Consider the following 15,671-nt stretch of genomic DNA (forward strand, 5'->3'; position numbering starts at 1 on the left):
GCTTAACCCTCCTTGACCAGGCCGAGATCGGTCAGCACGTTGCGGGTCGCGTTGTAGTAACGCACGTAGCCGGTGCAGCGGCAGATGTGGTGGCCGAGGCTGTCCTCAATGACTTTTTCCAGCTGGCTTTTGACGATGGGCTGACGCTGCAGCTTCTCGACCAGCACGGTCGCGGCATTGACGAACCCCGGCGCGCAGTAGCTGCACTGGAAGGCGAATTCATCGACAAAACGCTGCTGGATCGGGTTCAGCTCAGTGACTTTACCCTGATCGTCGCGGGTTGCGTGGCCTTCGATGGTGCGGACTTTTTTGCCTTCGAAATAGTGTGCCCCCGTGATGCAGGTGCGCACTTCTTCGCTGGTGCCGTCCGGGTTGTCGACGATCACCACACAGGCGTGGCAAATGCCCTGGCCGCAGCCGAGGCGCGAGCCGGTGAGGTTTTTGTATTCGTGCAGGTAATCGATCATCGGCAGGTCATCAGGGATGTCCACCGGGCCGACGGATTGACCGTTGAGGGTCAGTTGAAACGGACGGTTAGCCATTGAGGGCCTCCTTGATGCGCGCAGAAGTGATGGGCAGGTCGCGGACACGTTTGCCGATGGCGTGGGCCACGGCGTTACCGATGGCGCCGACAATCGGGATCATCACCACTTCGGCAATGCCCTTGGACGGGTCGCTCGGCGACAGCGGCGGCAGGATTTCGGCCGTCTGGTTCCACACCGCAACGTGGCGGGCCATCGGCAAACGGTAACGGTTGAAATTCCAGTCACCCTCCCCCGGCCCGCCTTCGTACAGCGGCATCTCTTCCATCAACGCATGGCCAATGCCCATGGCGATCCCGCCTTCGAGCTGACCCTTGACCAGCTCTTCCACCAGCACCCGACCGCACTCGACCCACGAGTGATGGTTGAGCACTTGCACGTCGGCGGAGCCCTTGTTCACTTTCAATTCCACCAGCGTCGCGACCGGGCTGTAGTAAGTCACCGCCGCGTTGTTCAACTGGGTGTCCGGGTAGTGGACGTTCTGGCGATCCAGCAGGTGGAAACCGTTGCTGGTCATTTGCGCCAGTTTCGCCTTCGGCGCGCCGTCGCCGTACTTCACGGCCAGACCGTCGAGCGGCAGGCGTTCACGCACGCCGTCGATGCTGTAATCGGCCTCGGCCCAGCTCCAGCGGTTGAAGCCGTGCACGGTAGCGCCGGTCACCAGGCCTTTTTCATGGGCATGTTTGGCCAATTGCTCAAAGCTCAGCGGCTGCATGCCGTTGGCGGTGAGTTTGCCGTCCACCCAATGTGCGTCTTCGCGGCGCACCACGTATGGGTTGGCCTGGCCGCCGTAAGGGCCTTGGCCCCAGATCTGCAACGCCGCCGGCCACAGGCCGTGGTTGAACAGCACCCGAGAGGCTTCACGGGTGGCGTGGCTGAAGTAATACGCAGAATTGGTCGCCGACGAGGCCGACGCCAGTTTGCCGACCCAACGTGGGTTGCGCAAAAAACCATCCTGCTCGGCCTGGCTCATGACGTAAGGGTTGCCGCCCGTGATCAGTTGCAACTCTTGCCATTCGGTTTCGCCGGTCTTCACTTGCGTGGCCGGAATGCCGATGAAATCCGCCACCACCAACGCTTGCGAGGTGGACATGCCGGTGCCGATTTCAATGCCGATATGGCGCAACGTCACGTGGCCTTCGGCGGTGAATTCGATGCTGGCCATCGGCGCCTCGGAACCGGTGCCGAAGTCTTTCTGGCAGATGGCAAAACCCACGCCATACCAGTTATCCGGGTCAGCGGCTTCGCGCGTCTTTTTGATTTGGTCGCGGTTTTTCCAGACGTCGTGGGCAGCCGCTTTGTCGAGAATCTCGTGTAAGCGCAATGCCCCGGCCGGCACCGCGCCCTGGGTGTTTTTCATGCCCGAGAGCATGGCGTTTTTCTTGCGCAGGTCGATGGCGTCGATGCCCAGACGCCCGGCGATTTCGTCGACCATCATTTCGGTCGAGGCCATGCTCTGCAGGGTGCCGTAACCGCGCATCGAACCCGCTTCAACCGCGCGGGAATGGTAGGCCGTGACCTGCAAATCGTTCTGCGGCATGTAGTAGATCGACTGCGCTGCCGTGGCGCCAACCGCCGCCACCGAAGGGCTGTAGTTGATCCGCCCGCCGCCATCGACGTTCATCTCGGCGCGAAAAATCTGGAAACTGTGATCGTTCTTGTCCACCGCCAATTGGTAACGGATGTCGAACGGGTGACGCTTGATGCCACTCTGGAACTGCTCATAGCGGTCGTTGGCCAGGCGCACCGGGACACCGGCGCCATACAACGCGGCGAGGGCTGCGTAGTAGACAAAAATGTTGTGATCCTTGGAACCGTAACCAACGGTGTAGCCCGGGTGCATGTTCAGGTTCGCCAGGCCGAAGCGCGATGGCGCGATCATTTTTGCGGTTTCGGTGGCGGCTTCCAGCGGGCATTGGGTCGCGACGACAAAGTGCAAGGTTTTGGTGGCCGGGTCGTACCAGCCGTTGCCGTTGTCCGGTTCCATCGCCGCCGGTTCAATCGACGGGGTTTTGTAGCGCTCGTCGAACACCAGCCAGTTGTCGGGCGGCGCGTCGATTTGCTGCTGCATCCGGTCGGCGTAAAACAGCCCGCGCTCGGTCAGGTTGCCGTGCAGGTCCGGCTGGGAATTCCACACCGGGCGACGGTTTTTCAGCATCGGGAACAGGATCGAATCCTTGAGGCTGGCGAATTCATCCTCGTCCGCCGAGGTCGCACCGCCGACGCGCACGTAGCGGAAGCTGCCGTATGGGTCACGTTCGTAGTACGGCACCTGGGCGCCGTAACGGATGGCTTTGTCATTGAATTTGAGTTTGGCCTTGGCCTGACGGAAACGCTCGAAGTCGTTCCAGATCAGGATCGCCACAGGGTGACCAATGAACATCGGCACCTTGCCTTCCGGCAGCAGCGGATCCGGCGCGTGTTCTTCCGGGAAGACGATACCGTCCTTGTCCAGGTCGGCGGCGGTCACAATGCGGTCAGGCTGCAAGTCGGCACCGAGCCACGACAGATCGTAGCCGGCGTAGATGCGATCGGCCTTGGTTGTTTTCAGCAACATGGCGTGGCCCTGCTGCTGCGGCCAGCCCGGCATGTCCTTGGCGCGGATGTCGCGGGCAAAGACTTTGCTGCCGCAGACCTTGGACAAGGCGTCGTTACGCGAGCGCGCCTTGCCGTTGTTGCCCAGCCATTGCTCGGACGGCACGGTCACGCTGTTTTCCATCAAGGCAGCCAGCGCCTGGGTGCTGAGCGGCGTAAGCGTCACGCTCACACCCGCCACCAGCCCGCCCTGAAGGAACGAGCGCCGGGAGATATCACGGTTGGACATGGATCATCCTCTGGGCGGTTATGGGTCCGCCCTTTTAGTTATGTTCTGGGGGTCTCGATCCTTGCAGGAGCGCTTTCGCTGGAAACAAAAGGCTGGAGTTGACAGTGCAAAGCTGACCGAAAGGTTAACTTTATAGGTTTCTGCGCCTGCCGCAAACAATCTGTTACAAAAACCGAACAAAGAATCAACGCGTTGCCGCTTTGCTCTGAGTAGAAGCAAAGGTCGCGAAGGATCAGGGGAATGTCAGGATGGCTACACACGCAAAAGGATCGGCAAACAGGTCATGCCGACAAAACGAGCGGTGGAGTTTTCTAATTTTGGGGAGCACAAACGAAAAAGGGCTCGCATGAAAATCATGCAAGCCCTTGATATCTATGGTGCCCGAACCCGGAATCGAACCGGGACGCCCTTACGAGCGGGGGATTTTAAGTCCCATGCGTCTACCAGTTTCGCCATTCGGGCGGTAGCGCGGTGTTGCAGGGTTGGGAATATATAGACCCCGGCGCTTGGATGCAAGGTCGAGGCGCACCTTTATCGTGCTCATCCTGAGCTGAAAAACCTTGTCAGATCAGTGATCTACGCAGCCAACCTGGCGTTGCACCAAGCGGGTTGGCTGACTGTCCTGGGCCGATGCCACGGGTTAAATGCAGCACTCGTTTTCCAGAATCAGCTAAGTTGAAGACTTTGGCGACACCAAAACCAATGATCAAACAGGAATGATCGCAATGCGCACCTTTTCAATCCAACATATAGATCATGTTGTTTTACGCGTGAAAGACATCACCCGCAGCCTGGCGTTTTACACCTCGGTACTGGGCTGTGAGGTCAAAAAGCGCCGTGACGACCTCGGCATGATCCACCTGAGTGCCGGGACGTCCCTGATTGACCTGGTCGATGTGAACGGGTCGATCGGCCGTGAGGGTGGGGAGCCGGCGGGCAAGCAAAGGCATAATGTCGATCACGTCTGCCTCAGGGTTGAGCCTTTTGATGAATCCGCGATTCTCAACCACTTGGCTGAGGCGGGTGTGTTTGCGGAAAAGGCGCAGAAGCGCTATGGCGCAGACGGGACAGGCTGGTCGATCTATTTCAATGACCCGGATGATAATCGGATCGAGCTCAAAGGCCCTGCCATTTAGGCTGGCGTCAGGTTTTGGTTTCAGCTGCCTGTTTCGGCTCGCTCAAATGCAGCACGCTCAACTTTATAAAAACGATTCTCTTGCGAACGCCCAGCGAACGTTTTTACCGAAGTATGCGAAAGCTGCCCGCCGATTTTCTCCATTGCCCGTTGCGAGCGAATGTTGTCGGCGCCGACGTGGAACCATACGGTATCGACCCACTGAAAGGCGTGCTTGAGCATCAGTTGCTTAAGCTCGCCATTGGCCCCGCCGCCCCATTTTTCACGGGCCAGAAACGTGTAACCGATGGCCACCTCACGTTGCGGTTCACTGAAGTCGTAGTAACGAGAGCTGCCCACCACCCTGTTGCTCTCAAGGTCGATTACCACCAGTACGCTGGGGGATGCCAGCGCCTGCTCGAACCATTCGCGAAACACCGGTTCCTGGTAGCGCGTGGGGCTGGGGTGCTGGGCCCAGATCAACGGGTCGCAGGCGACGCCATACAGGGCCTCGAAATCCCCGGTTTCCAGCGGGCGCAGCTCAAGTAACACACCCTTGATGGAGGGCGGTATGGGTAGCGATTGCATCACTGTACTCCAGGCGCTGACAGTGCCAGATCATCGCGCATGGGCGATGGCATTCGCAACAACCGGTGAGCCACCGTGAAGCTACACCCCCACTTCTCTGTTGCGTGCAGTGGCCACAAGGCTGGGATCAACCCTGGCCATGAGCTGGGTGAGCGTGTCGAGGTCCGGCAACGGCAATGCACTGATCAATACCTTGTCCTGACGGCACACCAGAAACGCGGGGATACCCGATTGCCTTTCATCGTAGATCATTGCGTAACGCACGTACGGGTTGTCCATGCAGAACGAAAACAGATCAAATTTCACGCCTTTCACCAGTGAAGCGTTGATGATCAGCAGGTCCAAGGGTTCGCAGTCATACTCCAGCGCGCTTAATACCTCCTCCAGCCGGTGCATCGGCGCAATCCGGTAGTAACCCAGATGGTTCAGGGCACGCTCGATCCTCAACCGGGAGAAATGCTGGTCATCTGCGATCAGAATCCTGAGTGCTTTATTTGGCATCTTTCGCATCCTCGCGATTAGTCTTACGTACTCCATCACTGATAAATAATCGTAAACGTTGCCGACGCGTTGGCCGGCCCCGGCGTGACCTTGGACTGGGTTTGCAGATAACGGGCGCGCAACGGGATTGAATAGCTGCCCTCGGTCGCTCGCAGGGCCAGGCCACTGTTTTGATTCATCGTTAAAGGCAAGCCGATTCCGTTAGGGGTTGCGACCTGCACACCTACGCCTGTGGCGGCAGGTGCACTGCCGCCCGTTGTAGGGTCGAGGCTCAGCACGCCATTGCCGCCGTTGATCGCAGTCCGCGCCGGGTCGACGCGATATTGCAGGGTGTTATTGACCACGGTGCCAGGCGTGCTGCTGCCGGAGGGTGAATTGCCGCTCTGGGAAATCCAACCGGGACCTGTGGTCCTGAAGGTCCCCGTAAACGCCGGGCAATCATTTAATCGAATGGCAAAATCGACCCAGGCGCTGGCAGTGTTGACTCCGGTAAATGTCTTGGTCTGATGTGTACCCATAGGGACGTTCACATCCGGCGTGCTGCAGGTGCGCGAAACAATCTGGATAGTGCCGGAGATACCCATTTTGAAGCCCAGCATTCTGGCGTCGCCAAAATTGCCAAATAGGCTCACGGTCGGCAACGTATTGCCCACCAACACGCCCGGTTCCACATCGCCCAGTTTGATTAATACCAATTCAAAATTGGAAGGTCCGTCAAACGGGACCAGGCACCGCCAGCCCGGCGTACACGAGGTCCAAATTTTGCTCGTTGCCCTTGGCAGAGGGCCGCCCGTGCTAGTGAAGGCGACCCCTAGTCCTTGAATGCTGGTTCTGTAGACTTTGTTGGCATACACCCCGCTGGTCACATTGGCCAGGCCATAGCCCGAATCAACCGTAAACTCGGTCGACTGTTCATATGGGGCATACAGGCACTCCAACTTTACCGCCTGGCCCGCTGCCATGCTGAACTTCTGTCGATAAACTTCGGCGCCTACCGGCACATCGCGCCCGACGGTGATCGCCGATATTTGCAACGGCATGGAGCCATTCGCTGGCTGGATGCCATTCATGTAGGTGCACGTGACCGCCATGGCCGTGTCGGCCGCTACCCACAGTGCGATGACTGCCAATCCCGAGTTGATCAAAGCCCTGATGTTCATAACGGTACCTTTTGCATAGTGTTGGGCCGCACGCGGTCAGCGACCTGTTTGCCTGCCGCACACACGGCGTCCAGCTGCTGCAACTGCTGGCCCTCGCCCGGGCCCGGTGGAATGACCAACGCACACTGCTGGTGCGCTTTGCTGCCCCAATTGATCAGCAACTGCCGGGTATCAGGCTTGATGCGTGCGTAGAGCTGACCGCCCTGCCCGACCACGCCCACCGTGGCGCCTTCGCCGTCCGTTACGCCGGCACCGAACGGCAAACTGTTGCCATCGTCCAGGCGCACATTGAGCAGTACTGCCCGCCCCTGGTTGGTGGTGTATTTGAGGTGCACTACGGCGCCGGCACGCGGCGCGACCTGCTGGCTGGTTTCGTTGAATTCAACGTCCAGGGAACTGCCGATCGGGTCGATGGCGACCTCGTTCAATTCATAGGGGCGCAAATACGGCACCACGGCGTTACCGCTTGCATCAAGCCTCAGACCTGGATAGCCCGACACCTTGGCACCCTGCGCACCCGGCGCGCTGATCACCGCCATGGTCTCGCCACGATAAGGCGTCATGGTCACACCGTTGGCATGGGCCACCAGCGTGCCGCTGGCCCCCACGGAAGCACTGGTGTAGCCGTCGCCACGCCCCAGTGCGGCACTGAGCATCGACCGGGCGCCGGTGTACTGCCCATTAAACGCCACACTCTTGGTATTGCTGCCACCGTCATGCCCGAAGGATGCGCCGTAGCCGTACTGGCGATCGTCGCCCGCGGTGCCGCTGATGCCGGCCTGCTCGCTGTAGTTGCCGCGCGTGTCACGGCCAACCTGCGCCGTCACCTGTGGGCCATAACCAGACCCACCAAACTCCAGGGGCATGCTCATGGTCAGCAGGAAGCTGTTCTCCATATCGCCCAGGCCCATGCGGCTGCGATTGGCGTTCACGCTGAAACTCACGCGATTGAATTGCTTGCTGTAGCTGAACTGGTACTGCACATCACTGCCCGGCTGGTTCCAGTAATTCTGCGCATAGCCGCTAAGAGTCACTTGGCCCCAAGGCCCCAACGTCTGGTCTGCGGTGATGGACAGGCGGCTGCGCGGGCGTCCGAACATACGGGTGTCCCAACCATTTTTCTCGGCATCCACCAGTTGCACGGCATTGCTGAAATCCAGGTAGTCACCGGTAGAAAAACGGTAAGCCGCCACCGAGAAGTTGCTGCCGGTACTGAGTACATTCTTGCTATAGGACACACGCATGCTCTGCCCTTTGGCCGTCCCGGCAGCCAGCTCGGTCTGTGCGTGAGTCACGTCCACCGCCATGGCGCCGATGGGCGTGCCAAACGCCAGGCCCGTGAGCAGCGCCGTGTAGTGGTCGCTCGACTGCAGGCCACCGAAGCCTGTGAACGTGTTGTTCAGGCCGTACTGCAGCGTGCCTTGCAGCACGCGTGCCTGTTGGTCGACAAAGTTGTTGCGGGTTTCACCGGCGGTGAAGCTGAACCGCGAGGTACCGGGGCGCAACAACTGGCTGACCGAGGCATAGGGCACGATAAAGTTCTGCTCGGTGCCGTCTGCCTCGGCAACGCTCACGTTAAGGTCACCGCCGTAGCCGGTGGAGTACAGGTCATCGATCACGAAAGCACCCGGCGCTACGGTAGTTTCCAGCAGGACGTTGCCGGCCTGGCGAATGGTCACGCGGGCGTTGGTGCGGGCAATGCCACGGATGACCGGGGCATAACCGCGCATGGAATCAGGCAGCATGCGGTCATCGCTGGCCAACTGCACGCCGCGAAAGGACAAGGTGTCGAAGATCTCGCCACTGGTGTTGGACTCCCCCACCGTCAACTGGCTTTTCAGCGCCGTCACATCACGTTGGGCGTAGGTGTCCAGAGCCTGGTACTTGTTGCCCTGGCGCGACTGCCAGCTCATCGACGCGTTGTGGCGCAGGCGCCAGTCGCCCAGGTTGAGACCGGCATTAAGGCCCATGAACGCCGAGTCATAGTCGCCCGTGCGGGTGCGATTACGGTTGGCGTTGAAGGTATAACTGAGCATGCCGGCGGTCACACCGCGGTCCCATAGCTCAGGGCTGACGTAACCCCGGGAATTACGCTTCAAGGCGGCCTGAGGAATGCTGAGGTCGAGCGCCTGGTTCTCCGGTGAAAAACTCGCACTGGCACCTTGGATCAAACTGCCCAAAGACACGCAGCCTGTGGTGTCCAGCGGTTCGGACAGCTTGGACATGTCCACGCCCTGACGTTCAAGCAAGCCATGGTCCATGCACACCACCGGTTTGCTGCCGTCGGGCTGGGCCTCAATGCGAATGTCCTGGCGGCTGTTCAACTGGCCGTTGAGCAACACATCGGCGCGGTATTGCCCCGGCGTCACCGGGTTGCCGGTCTGGTATTTACCAAGGTCGAGGTTACGCGAGTCCTCAGGCAGGAATGCGTCGTTGAATTGCACCTCTTGCGCCAATGCGCCCTGTATTCCCCATGCACCAGGCGCGATGGCCAGCACCTTGAGCACCAAGGCTGTAAGCGGATTCAAGGCAAAGCGAGGCTGCGCCCGCAGGGCAAGCCTGGAGCTGGAAGAGGTTTGCATAATTAACTCGCGTGTAAAGACGTCAGGAGTTGATCAAGGCTTGAGTGCTTTCCGAGTCGGGATCAGCGCGCCGTAATCGTTGATGGCGTTGAACTCCACTTGGGCATCGGCGGCAGGCCGAGTCTTGAGAGTCGGCAGCGGGAACTGTCGGGTTTCACCCGGAGCGACCATGCCGTCCTCACTGCGAGCACGTACTGAGCCCGACACCAGTTCCAGTTCAACCAGCGACACGTAAAAGGCCGACGGGTTGAACGCCTGCAAGGCCAGGCCCAAGCCATCACGGCTGGAAACCACTTGCCATTGCACCTGTTCAATCGCTTCAGTGGCGGTGCCGGGCAACTCGGTGGGGCGATAGAACAGCTTGATTCGAGAGCGAAATGCCATTTGCAGGGTGTTAAGGTCCTCACCCGCCTCGGGTTTGGGCGGAATTTCCAGTACGTTCAGCCAGAACACCGACTCCTTGTCCGAGGCCAACGCCGCCCCCGTGAACAATACCCGCAGGCTTTGGCCTTTGGCCGGGTCGATACGTGCCACCGGCGGCGAAAGCAGAAACGGTGCCTTGGAACTGGTGGGCGTGGACTCGACACTGCCAGTATCGATCCAGGCTTGCATCAGCGCAGGCTGCGTGCCGTTGTTATTGAGTTTGACGGTGACTTCCTTCTGGCCAGCCGGGTAGATCACCCGCGTGCCGGTAATCACCACGCCCGCAATGGCTTGGGCGCTTGCCAGGGCCAGAAGGCTTGCCAGCAGCAACTGTTTGAGTGGAAGTTTGCAAGGCATGACAGTGTCCCATCGCCGCCAGAAAACACGCCCTTTTATCGACCACACAGGGCGTGTGTTCATTGGCGAGCGACTTACTGATAATTAATGGAGTACGTCACGTTACTGATAACGGTGCCCGGCGTAGTTGCGGCCTGGGCGTAGTACTGAACGGCGTAAGGCAGGTCGGCACTCAGTGTTGTTGTATCGATGCTGATACGGCTGGTAGACGCCACTTGCCCGGTATCACCGGCTTTGATGGCTTTACCATTTGAGGCGTCAACCAATTGCAGTTGCGCCTTGGTGGCGGTGCCGCTCAAGTTCTTCAAGTTGCCGCTGGCCGGGTCCACCGAGCCACCTGCTTCAAAGAACGCAGAAGCGGTTTTAAGCGCCGCAGAGCACTTGCTCAGTTGAATGCTGAACCCGGTCTGGCCCGCCACTTGGCCCTGTGCAGCCAGCGAAGCGGTCGAAATCGTCGGCAGCGTGACGGTGCTGCCTGCTGAGCCTGCCGCGCCATTGACTGCGACTTGGCAAGTTTCGGCTTTCAGTTCACCGTTGAAGTTGATAGTACCGTCCGACGCCATGGCGGCGGAGGTGGCGGTGGCGGCGACCAGTACAGCGAGGACGCGGGCTTTGTAATCCATGAGTAACTCCAAGAGCGCAAGATGCTGAGTAGAGAGTGAGTTCCCTGTTGCAGGAGAACGGCTGTGTTGTTGCGGAGTTAAGTGTAAGGAAGTCACCGAACTGTCCAAATAGGACTGCTCCGAAAAAGCAACTAAGCCCTGCAGATTTTAATTAATTAACTTGGCGATGCCCGCGCAAAACAATTCAATCTACCGAGGAGGGTTTTTATTCTGCAGACAACTTTATGGTCAATAGGAGTGCTCCTAAAAACAACGCCGTCACCCCAATAATTCAAGGGCAACACTTAAGCGCTTAATGCTGCCCATTGTTCAACCATACGGCTGAGATGACCGGCAATAACGACAGTTGGCCAGGCTGTTTTATCCTGCAAGGCCGCATCGATCAGGTCAGCCGTGGTCGCGATGTCTATCCACCCCGCCACTAGCGCGGCAGCCTGCAGGTTATGCGCGGCGAGCAACGCCAGGCTGCGATCACGCAGGGCTGCCGCCTCAAGCAAGCCGCCAAGCTGTTTGCGCAGTATTTCAGGCCCGGAAGTACTCGGCGCCGATGAGGGTTGCAGCAGGTTGACCTCGCACCACAGTTCAATGGTTTCGCGTAGAAGGCCCTCGCCAATGGGTTTGCTCAGCGCGCCATCCATACCCGCTTCAAAGCAGCATTCCAGCATGTCATTGCCGGTAAGCTGTGAGACCGCGATGATCGGACAGTGTGTACGCTGTCGCTGGCTCTGCACCTGCCTGAATTCACCGGCCAGTTTATAGCCAGCGCCTGCTGGCAGGTCACAGTCGATAAGTATCAAATCAACCTGGTGTGCATTGAAAAACCTTAAACCCTGGTTGGCATCGTCCATTGGTAAGGGATGGCAACCTAACGCGCGCAGCTGCGTCACCAGCCCTTGCTGGTCGACATTGGTGCCCCCCACCACCAACACCGTCAAGCCCACAGGTTCGTCGGCTGAAGGCATCACCTGCGCAGGTGAATCAAGCGGCGCAGCCCATTCAACCGGCAACCTCACACCCACGCGGGTGCCTTGGCCCTGGAGGCTGCTGAGCGTCAACTCGCCCCCCATCAACTGCACTAACCGCTGGCAGATCACCAACCCCAGCCCGTTACTGCCCCTGGGCCTGGCACGCGCGGATGAACTCAGCAATGAGGCGTGTGCCTGGTCGGACAACCCGATCCCATTGTCGATGACCTCAATCATCAGGTGGTGATCGCCCTCAAGCACCTGAAGCCGAATCTCTACATGGCCCCTGTCGGAGAACTTGATGGCATTGACGATCAGGTTGCGCAAGACCTGCGCCACGCGCAGTTCATCCAGCAATAACGGGGCGTGCAGGTGCTCACCCGTTACCGTCAGTTCAAGGCCTTTTGCCTCGGCAGACGCGCGCTGGCTGTCCACCACGCGCTGGACCAGCACACCCAGGTCCACGGCTTCCACATTCAGCGTCAATTGCCCGGCCTCCATCCTGGAGATATCCAGCACATCGTCCACCAACCGCAACAGGGTATTGGCGCCGTTGTTCGCAAGGGCCGCAAAGTGATGTTGCTGTTCGTCAAGTGCGGTGTGCTCCAGCAACTCAACAGCGGCCAGTATCGCGTTCATGGGCGAACGGACTTCGTGGCTCATAACCGCCAGGAACATCGCCTTCTCCCGTTCGTTATGGATGGCGCGCCGGCGTTGCACGCGGCTTTGCCACACCAGCGTGATGAGTATCAGCACGCTGCTGAGCAGCAACCACAACTCACTTTTGTAGTGATCAAGGATGGCCTTGATGGGCGGGATATCGAGGTTCATGTCCGCGAACCAGGCATCGTAGATCGCCTGGCGCTCATCGCCCGAAATGGACCCCAGTACCTTCTGCAGAATCGATAGCAAAATCACGTCGTTGTCGCGCACCGCCATGCTTACCCCAGTACGCTGCTCGGGCACCACACCGGAAACCTGCAGCACGCCCTGGTACTGGCGAGACAGATACGGGATCAGCAACCACTCCGAAGCAATGGCGGCGTCCGCATCGCCGTCCTTGACCATTGCCATCATGTCGATCGCGTTCTGGGCCGAAATGATCGTGATGCCCGGCGCCCGCTCACGCAAAAACGCCGAATAGCCTTCACGCCCCAGCATCACCAGGCGTTTGCCGGCGAGCTGGCCCAGTTCGGCAAACGGCTGATCGTCAAAACGGCTGATAAGGATGGTCGAGCTGTTGTTGTAAGGCGCGGTATAGAGAACGCCGCGATCTTCAGCAGGGTCGTCCGACCGGCGCCGGGTGGACAAGATATCCACCTCGCCACTGAGCAGCATGTCTTTGCGCGCACTGCGTGAGGTGGTCGGCACAGACTTGAAACGCAGCCCCGTACGCCGTGCGATCAAGTCCAGGTACTTGGCCGACAGCCCTCGCAGTTCGCCACCGCTGATGTACTCAAAGGGCAACAGGTTATCGAACACCCCCACACGCAATACCGGGTGGGCTGCAATCCAATCGAGTTCCTGTGGTGTCAACGCCAACGCCGGCGCGTTGGCCTGCGCAACACACAGGCCAATCTGGCCCATCAGCGCCAACACCGCCAACAAGCGCCACATCAAGGCAGCATCCGGTGCGAACGAGTGGCAGGCAGTGCATCAACCTGCCGATCGCCGCCCAGGTCACGCCATTGCTGGAGCAGCAACCGCAAAGCCTGCGCATACGCCGGGTCATCCCATCCCGACTGCGCGCGCAGCAGGTTCTGCAGGTTTTCGGCAGCCTGACCCATCGCCGACCATTCCATGATCAGCGCTGCGCCGTGCAAACGGTGGGTCACGTGCAGAGCGGAGGAGCGATCACACAGCGCAAGCGCCTTGGTCAGGCTGCCCAGGTCAGCGGCCACTTCGCGATTGATCCCGGCCTGGTCCAGCACAGGGGCCATCAGGTTTAACCGAGGGTCTGCCAGTGTGACGTCGCACCAACGCTCAATCACCTCGCGCAATGGCCCCAGGCGAATAGGCTTGCTCAACACCGCGTCCATTCCCGCCGCCAGGCAGCGCTGAAGATGTTGCTCACCGGTCAAGGCAGAGATGGCAATGATCGGGCAACGCAGTCGGCCCACCTGCTGTTCGAATCCGCGCAGTTCGCGGGTCAGGCTGTAGCCATCCTGGTCCGGCAGATCACAGTCCATCAGGACCAGGTCGTAACGGGTATGCACAAACAAGGCGCGGGCTTGGGCGGCATCGCCGGCTATCACCGGCAGGCTGCCGAAGCTGTTGATTTGCGCGCCCAACACCTGCTGGTTCGCCCGGGTGTCCTCCACCACAAGTATCTGCAATGCTTTGCCAGCGTTTGCCGTTAATGGCGCCTCTGCCGGTTGCGATGCAAGGGGTTGCGGGGCGTTTATCACGGGCAAGCAGATCGTCACCGTGGTGCCCGCGCCCGGCGCGCTCTTGAGCGTCAACGTCCCCTGCATCAAGTTGACCAACTGCTGGCAGATCACCAGCCCCAAGCCTGAGCCGCCCGCGCGTTTGTATGACTGGCTATGCTGCGCGTAGGGTCGAAACAACGAAGCCTGCACCGCCGCCGAAATGCCGATGCCGGTGTCGCGGACCTCGATCTGCAAGCGGCCGTTGCTCGCGTCCAGGCCAACCTGGCGCACGTCGATATCAATACTGCCCGCATCGGTAAACTTGATCGCATTCGAGAGCAGGTTATGCAGGATTTGCGTCAGGCGCGCACTGTCGAGCATCAACAGGGGCAACGCCTCCTGAATATGCGCATTGAGCTCCAGGCGTTTTTCCCTGGCCCGCAGGCGATGCAGCCCGACGACTGCCTGCACCAACGCTGTCACATCGGTCGACTCGACCTTCAGGTGTTTCGGCTTGACCTGCGACCCGGAGGTTTCAAGGACATCGTCCAGCAAATGCAGCATCGCGTCGGCACCACTATTTGCCAGCTGGGCAAAGTGGCGTTGTTGCTGATTGAGCCGTGTGTGCCCCAGTAACTCCATCGCCGCCAGCACTGCGTTCATGGGCGAACGTATTTGATGGTTCATGACCGCCAGGAACATGGATTTTTCTTGTTCATTGCGCAACGCCCGCCGGCGCAACCGATGACCGCGATAGACCAGCGCGCAAAGGCTGGCGAATGCCAACGCGCCGAGGATGAACACATGCGCATAATGATTGACGATGTTTGACAGGGACGGCACGTCCACTTCCAGGTCGTGATACCAATTCTCATAGATATCATTGCGCTGCTCCGCCGTTATGGAGCCCAGTACCTTTTCAAGTATGGAGCGCAACATGAGGTCATCAGCGCGCACGGCCATGCTCACATCCAGCATCTGGCTGCCGACCACGCCGGAAACTTCCAGCACGCCCTGGAATTGTCGATACAGATAAGGCATTAAAAAGGTTTCCGAGGCCACTACCGCATCGGCCTTGCCCTCCTTCACCATGGTCAGCATCTGCAGGGCCGAGGTGCTTCTGATCAGATGGGACTTGGTCGCCTTGTCCCGGAATATCGTCTCGTAATATTCCACATCGGGAATCATCACGTTTTTGCCCTGCAGTTGTTCAAGGTCGAAGACACCCGGGCTGTCGACACGCGTGACGATGATGGGCGAGGTGGTGTGGTAAACCAGCGCAACAATGCCCTTGGTTGCAGGCTCAGAGCGAAAGCGCAAGTATGAGGACAGCAGGTCCACCTGCCCTGCCAGCAGCATGTTTTCGCGTACGGCCATTGTATTTCCGGGCACGTAGCTGAAACGAAGGCCCGTAGCGGCCGTCACGAACTGCAAATACTGCATGGACCGCCCGCGCAGTTCTCCACCGTTCATGTACTCGAACGGAATCAAGCCCTCCACCACCCCGACGCGCAACACCGGGTGCAGTGCTATCCACTGCAGTTGCTCGTCGCTCAGCGCGACGACAGCCGCACAGACGAGCGGCGAGCCCAGCACAATCAGCGCCAATAGCACTGCCCTCCA

11 protein-coding genes and 1 tRNA gene are annotated in these 15,671 nt (G+C 59.4%); 1 reads left to right on the forward strand and 11 read right to left on the reverse strand.

From position 1 onward, the window contains the following. Positions 1-2: 2 nt before the first annotated feature. The 3 genes from ACQY47_RS00525 to ACQY47_RS00535 form a co-directional block, all read right to left on the reverse strand. Positions 3-542 (reverse strand): (2Fe-2S)-binding protein, encoded by a 540-nt coding sequence (locus ACQY47_RS00525; RefSeq protein ID WP_017138848.1) that lies wholly within the window; start codon positions 540-542, stop codon positions 3-5. Beyond that, positions 535-3,366: a xanthine dehydrogenase family protein molybdopterin-binding subunit gene (locus tag ACQY47_RS00530; protein WP_428554600.1), complete on the reverse strand. Its 2,832-nt coding sequence runs from the start codon at positions 3,364-3,366 to the stop codon at positions 535-537. Before ACQY47_RS00530 ends, ACQY47_RS00525 begins: the two co-directional genes overlap by 8 nt. A gap of 375 nt (positions 3,367-3,741) precedes the next feature. Further along, positions 3,742-3,828: transfer RNA gene (locus tag ACQY47_RS00535), tRNA-Leu, on the reverse strand. Between the two features lie 263 nt (positions 3,829-4,091). On the opposite strand from ACQY47_RS00535, the gene ACQY47_RS00540 reads away from it, so the two are divergent. Beyond that, positions 4,092-4,502, forward strand: a complete 411-nt coding sequence (locus ACQY47_RS00540) for a VOC family protein (RefSeq protein WP_017138850.1) — start codon at positions 4,092-4,094, stop codon at positions 4,500-4,502. A gap of 20 nt (positions 4,503-4,522) precedes the next feature. On the opposite strand, the gene ACQY47_RS00545 is transcribed toward ACQY47_RS00540, so the two are convergent. The 8 genes from ACQY47_RS00545 to ACQY47_RS00580 all read right to left on the reverse strand — a co-directional run bounded on the left by ACQY47_RS00545 (position 4,523) and on the right by ACQY47_RS00580 (position 15,656). Continuing rightward, complete coding sequence (locus ACQY47_RS00545; RefSeq protein ID WP_428554605.1) at positions 4,523-5,068, reverse strand: GNAT family N-acetyltransferase; 546 nt, start codon at positions 5,066-5,068, stop codon at positions 4,523-4,525. An 81-nt stretch (positions 5,069-5,149) separates the two neighbouring features. Further along, a complete protein-coding gene (locus ACQY47_RS00550) occupies positions 5,150-5,569 on the reverse strand; it encodes a hypothetical protein (protein WP_017138852.1) in 420 nt (139 codons plus the stop codon). Positions 5,570-5,604: 35 nt separating this feature from the next. Next, a complete protein-coding gene (locus ACQY47_RS00555; RefSeq protein ID WP_428554609.1) occupies positions 5,605-6,729 on the reverse strand; it encodes a fimbrial protein in 1,125 nt (374 codons plus the stop codon). Beyond that, entirely contained in the window at positions 6,726-9,311 is a 2,586-nt protein-coding gene (locus ACQY47_RS00560; protein WP_428554612.1) for a fimbria/pilus outer membrane usher protein, read from the reverse strand. Before ACQY47_RS00560 ends, ACQY47_RS00555 begins: the two co-directional genes overlap by 4 nt. Before the next feature lie 33 nt (positions 9,312-9,344). After that, on the reverse strand, positions 9,345-10,091 hold the full coding sequence (locus ACQY47_RS00565) for a fimbrial biogenesis chaperone (RefSeq protein ID WP_017138855.1): 747 nt from the start codon (positions 10,089-10,091) through the stop codon (positions 9,345-9,347). Positions 10,092-10,165: 74 nt separating this feature from the next. After that, positions 10,166-10,714 carry a fimbrial protein gene (locus ACQY47_RS00570; protein ID WP_017138856.1) on the reverse strand — a complete coding sequence of 183 codons (549 nt, stop codon included), beginning with the start codon at positions 10,712-10,714 and terminating at the stop codon, positions 10,166-10,168. A 284-nt stretch (positions 10,715-10,998) separates the two neighbouring features. Beyond that, positions 10,999-13,296 (reverse strand): ATP-binding protein, encoded by a 2,298-nt coding sequence (locus tag ACQY47_RS00575; protein ID WP_428554617.1) that lies wholly within the window; start codon positions 13,294-13,296, stop codon positions 10,999-11,001. Further along, positions 13,296-15,656, reverse strand: a complete 2,361-nt coding sequence (locus tag ACQY47_RS00580) for an ATP-binding protein (protein WP_428554620.1) — start codon at positions 15,654-15,656, stop codon at positions 13,296-13,298. The genes ACQY47_RS00575 and ACQY47_RS00580 overlap by 1 nt, the downstream gene beginning before the upstream one ends. Positions 15,657-15,671 lie beyond the last annotated feature (15 nt).

It is taken from the genome of Pseudomonas edaphica, from assembly GCF_965277385.1.
Taxonomy (GTDB): Bacteria; Pseudomonadota; Gammaproteobacteria; order Pseudomonadales; family Pseudomonadaceae; genus Aquipseudomonas; species Aquipseudomonas edaphica.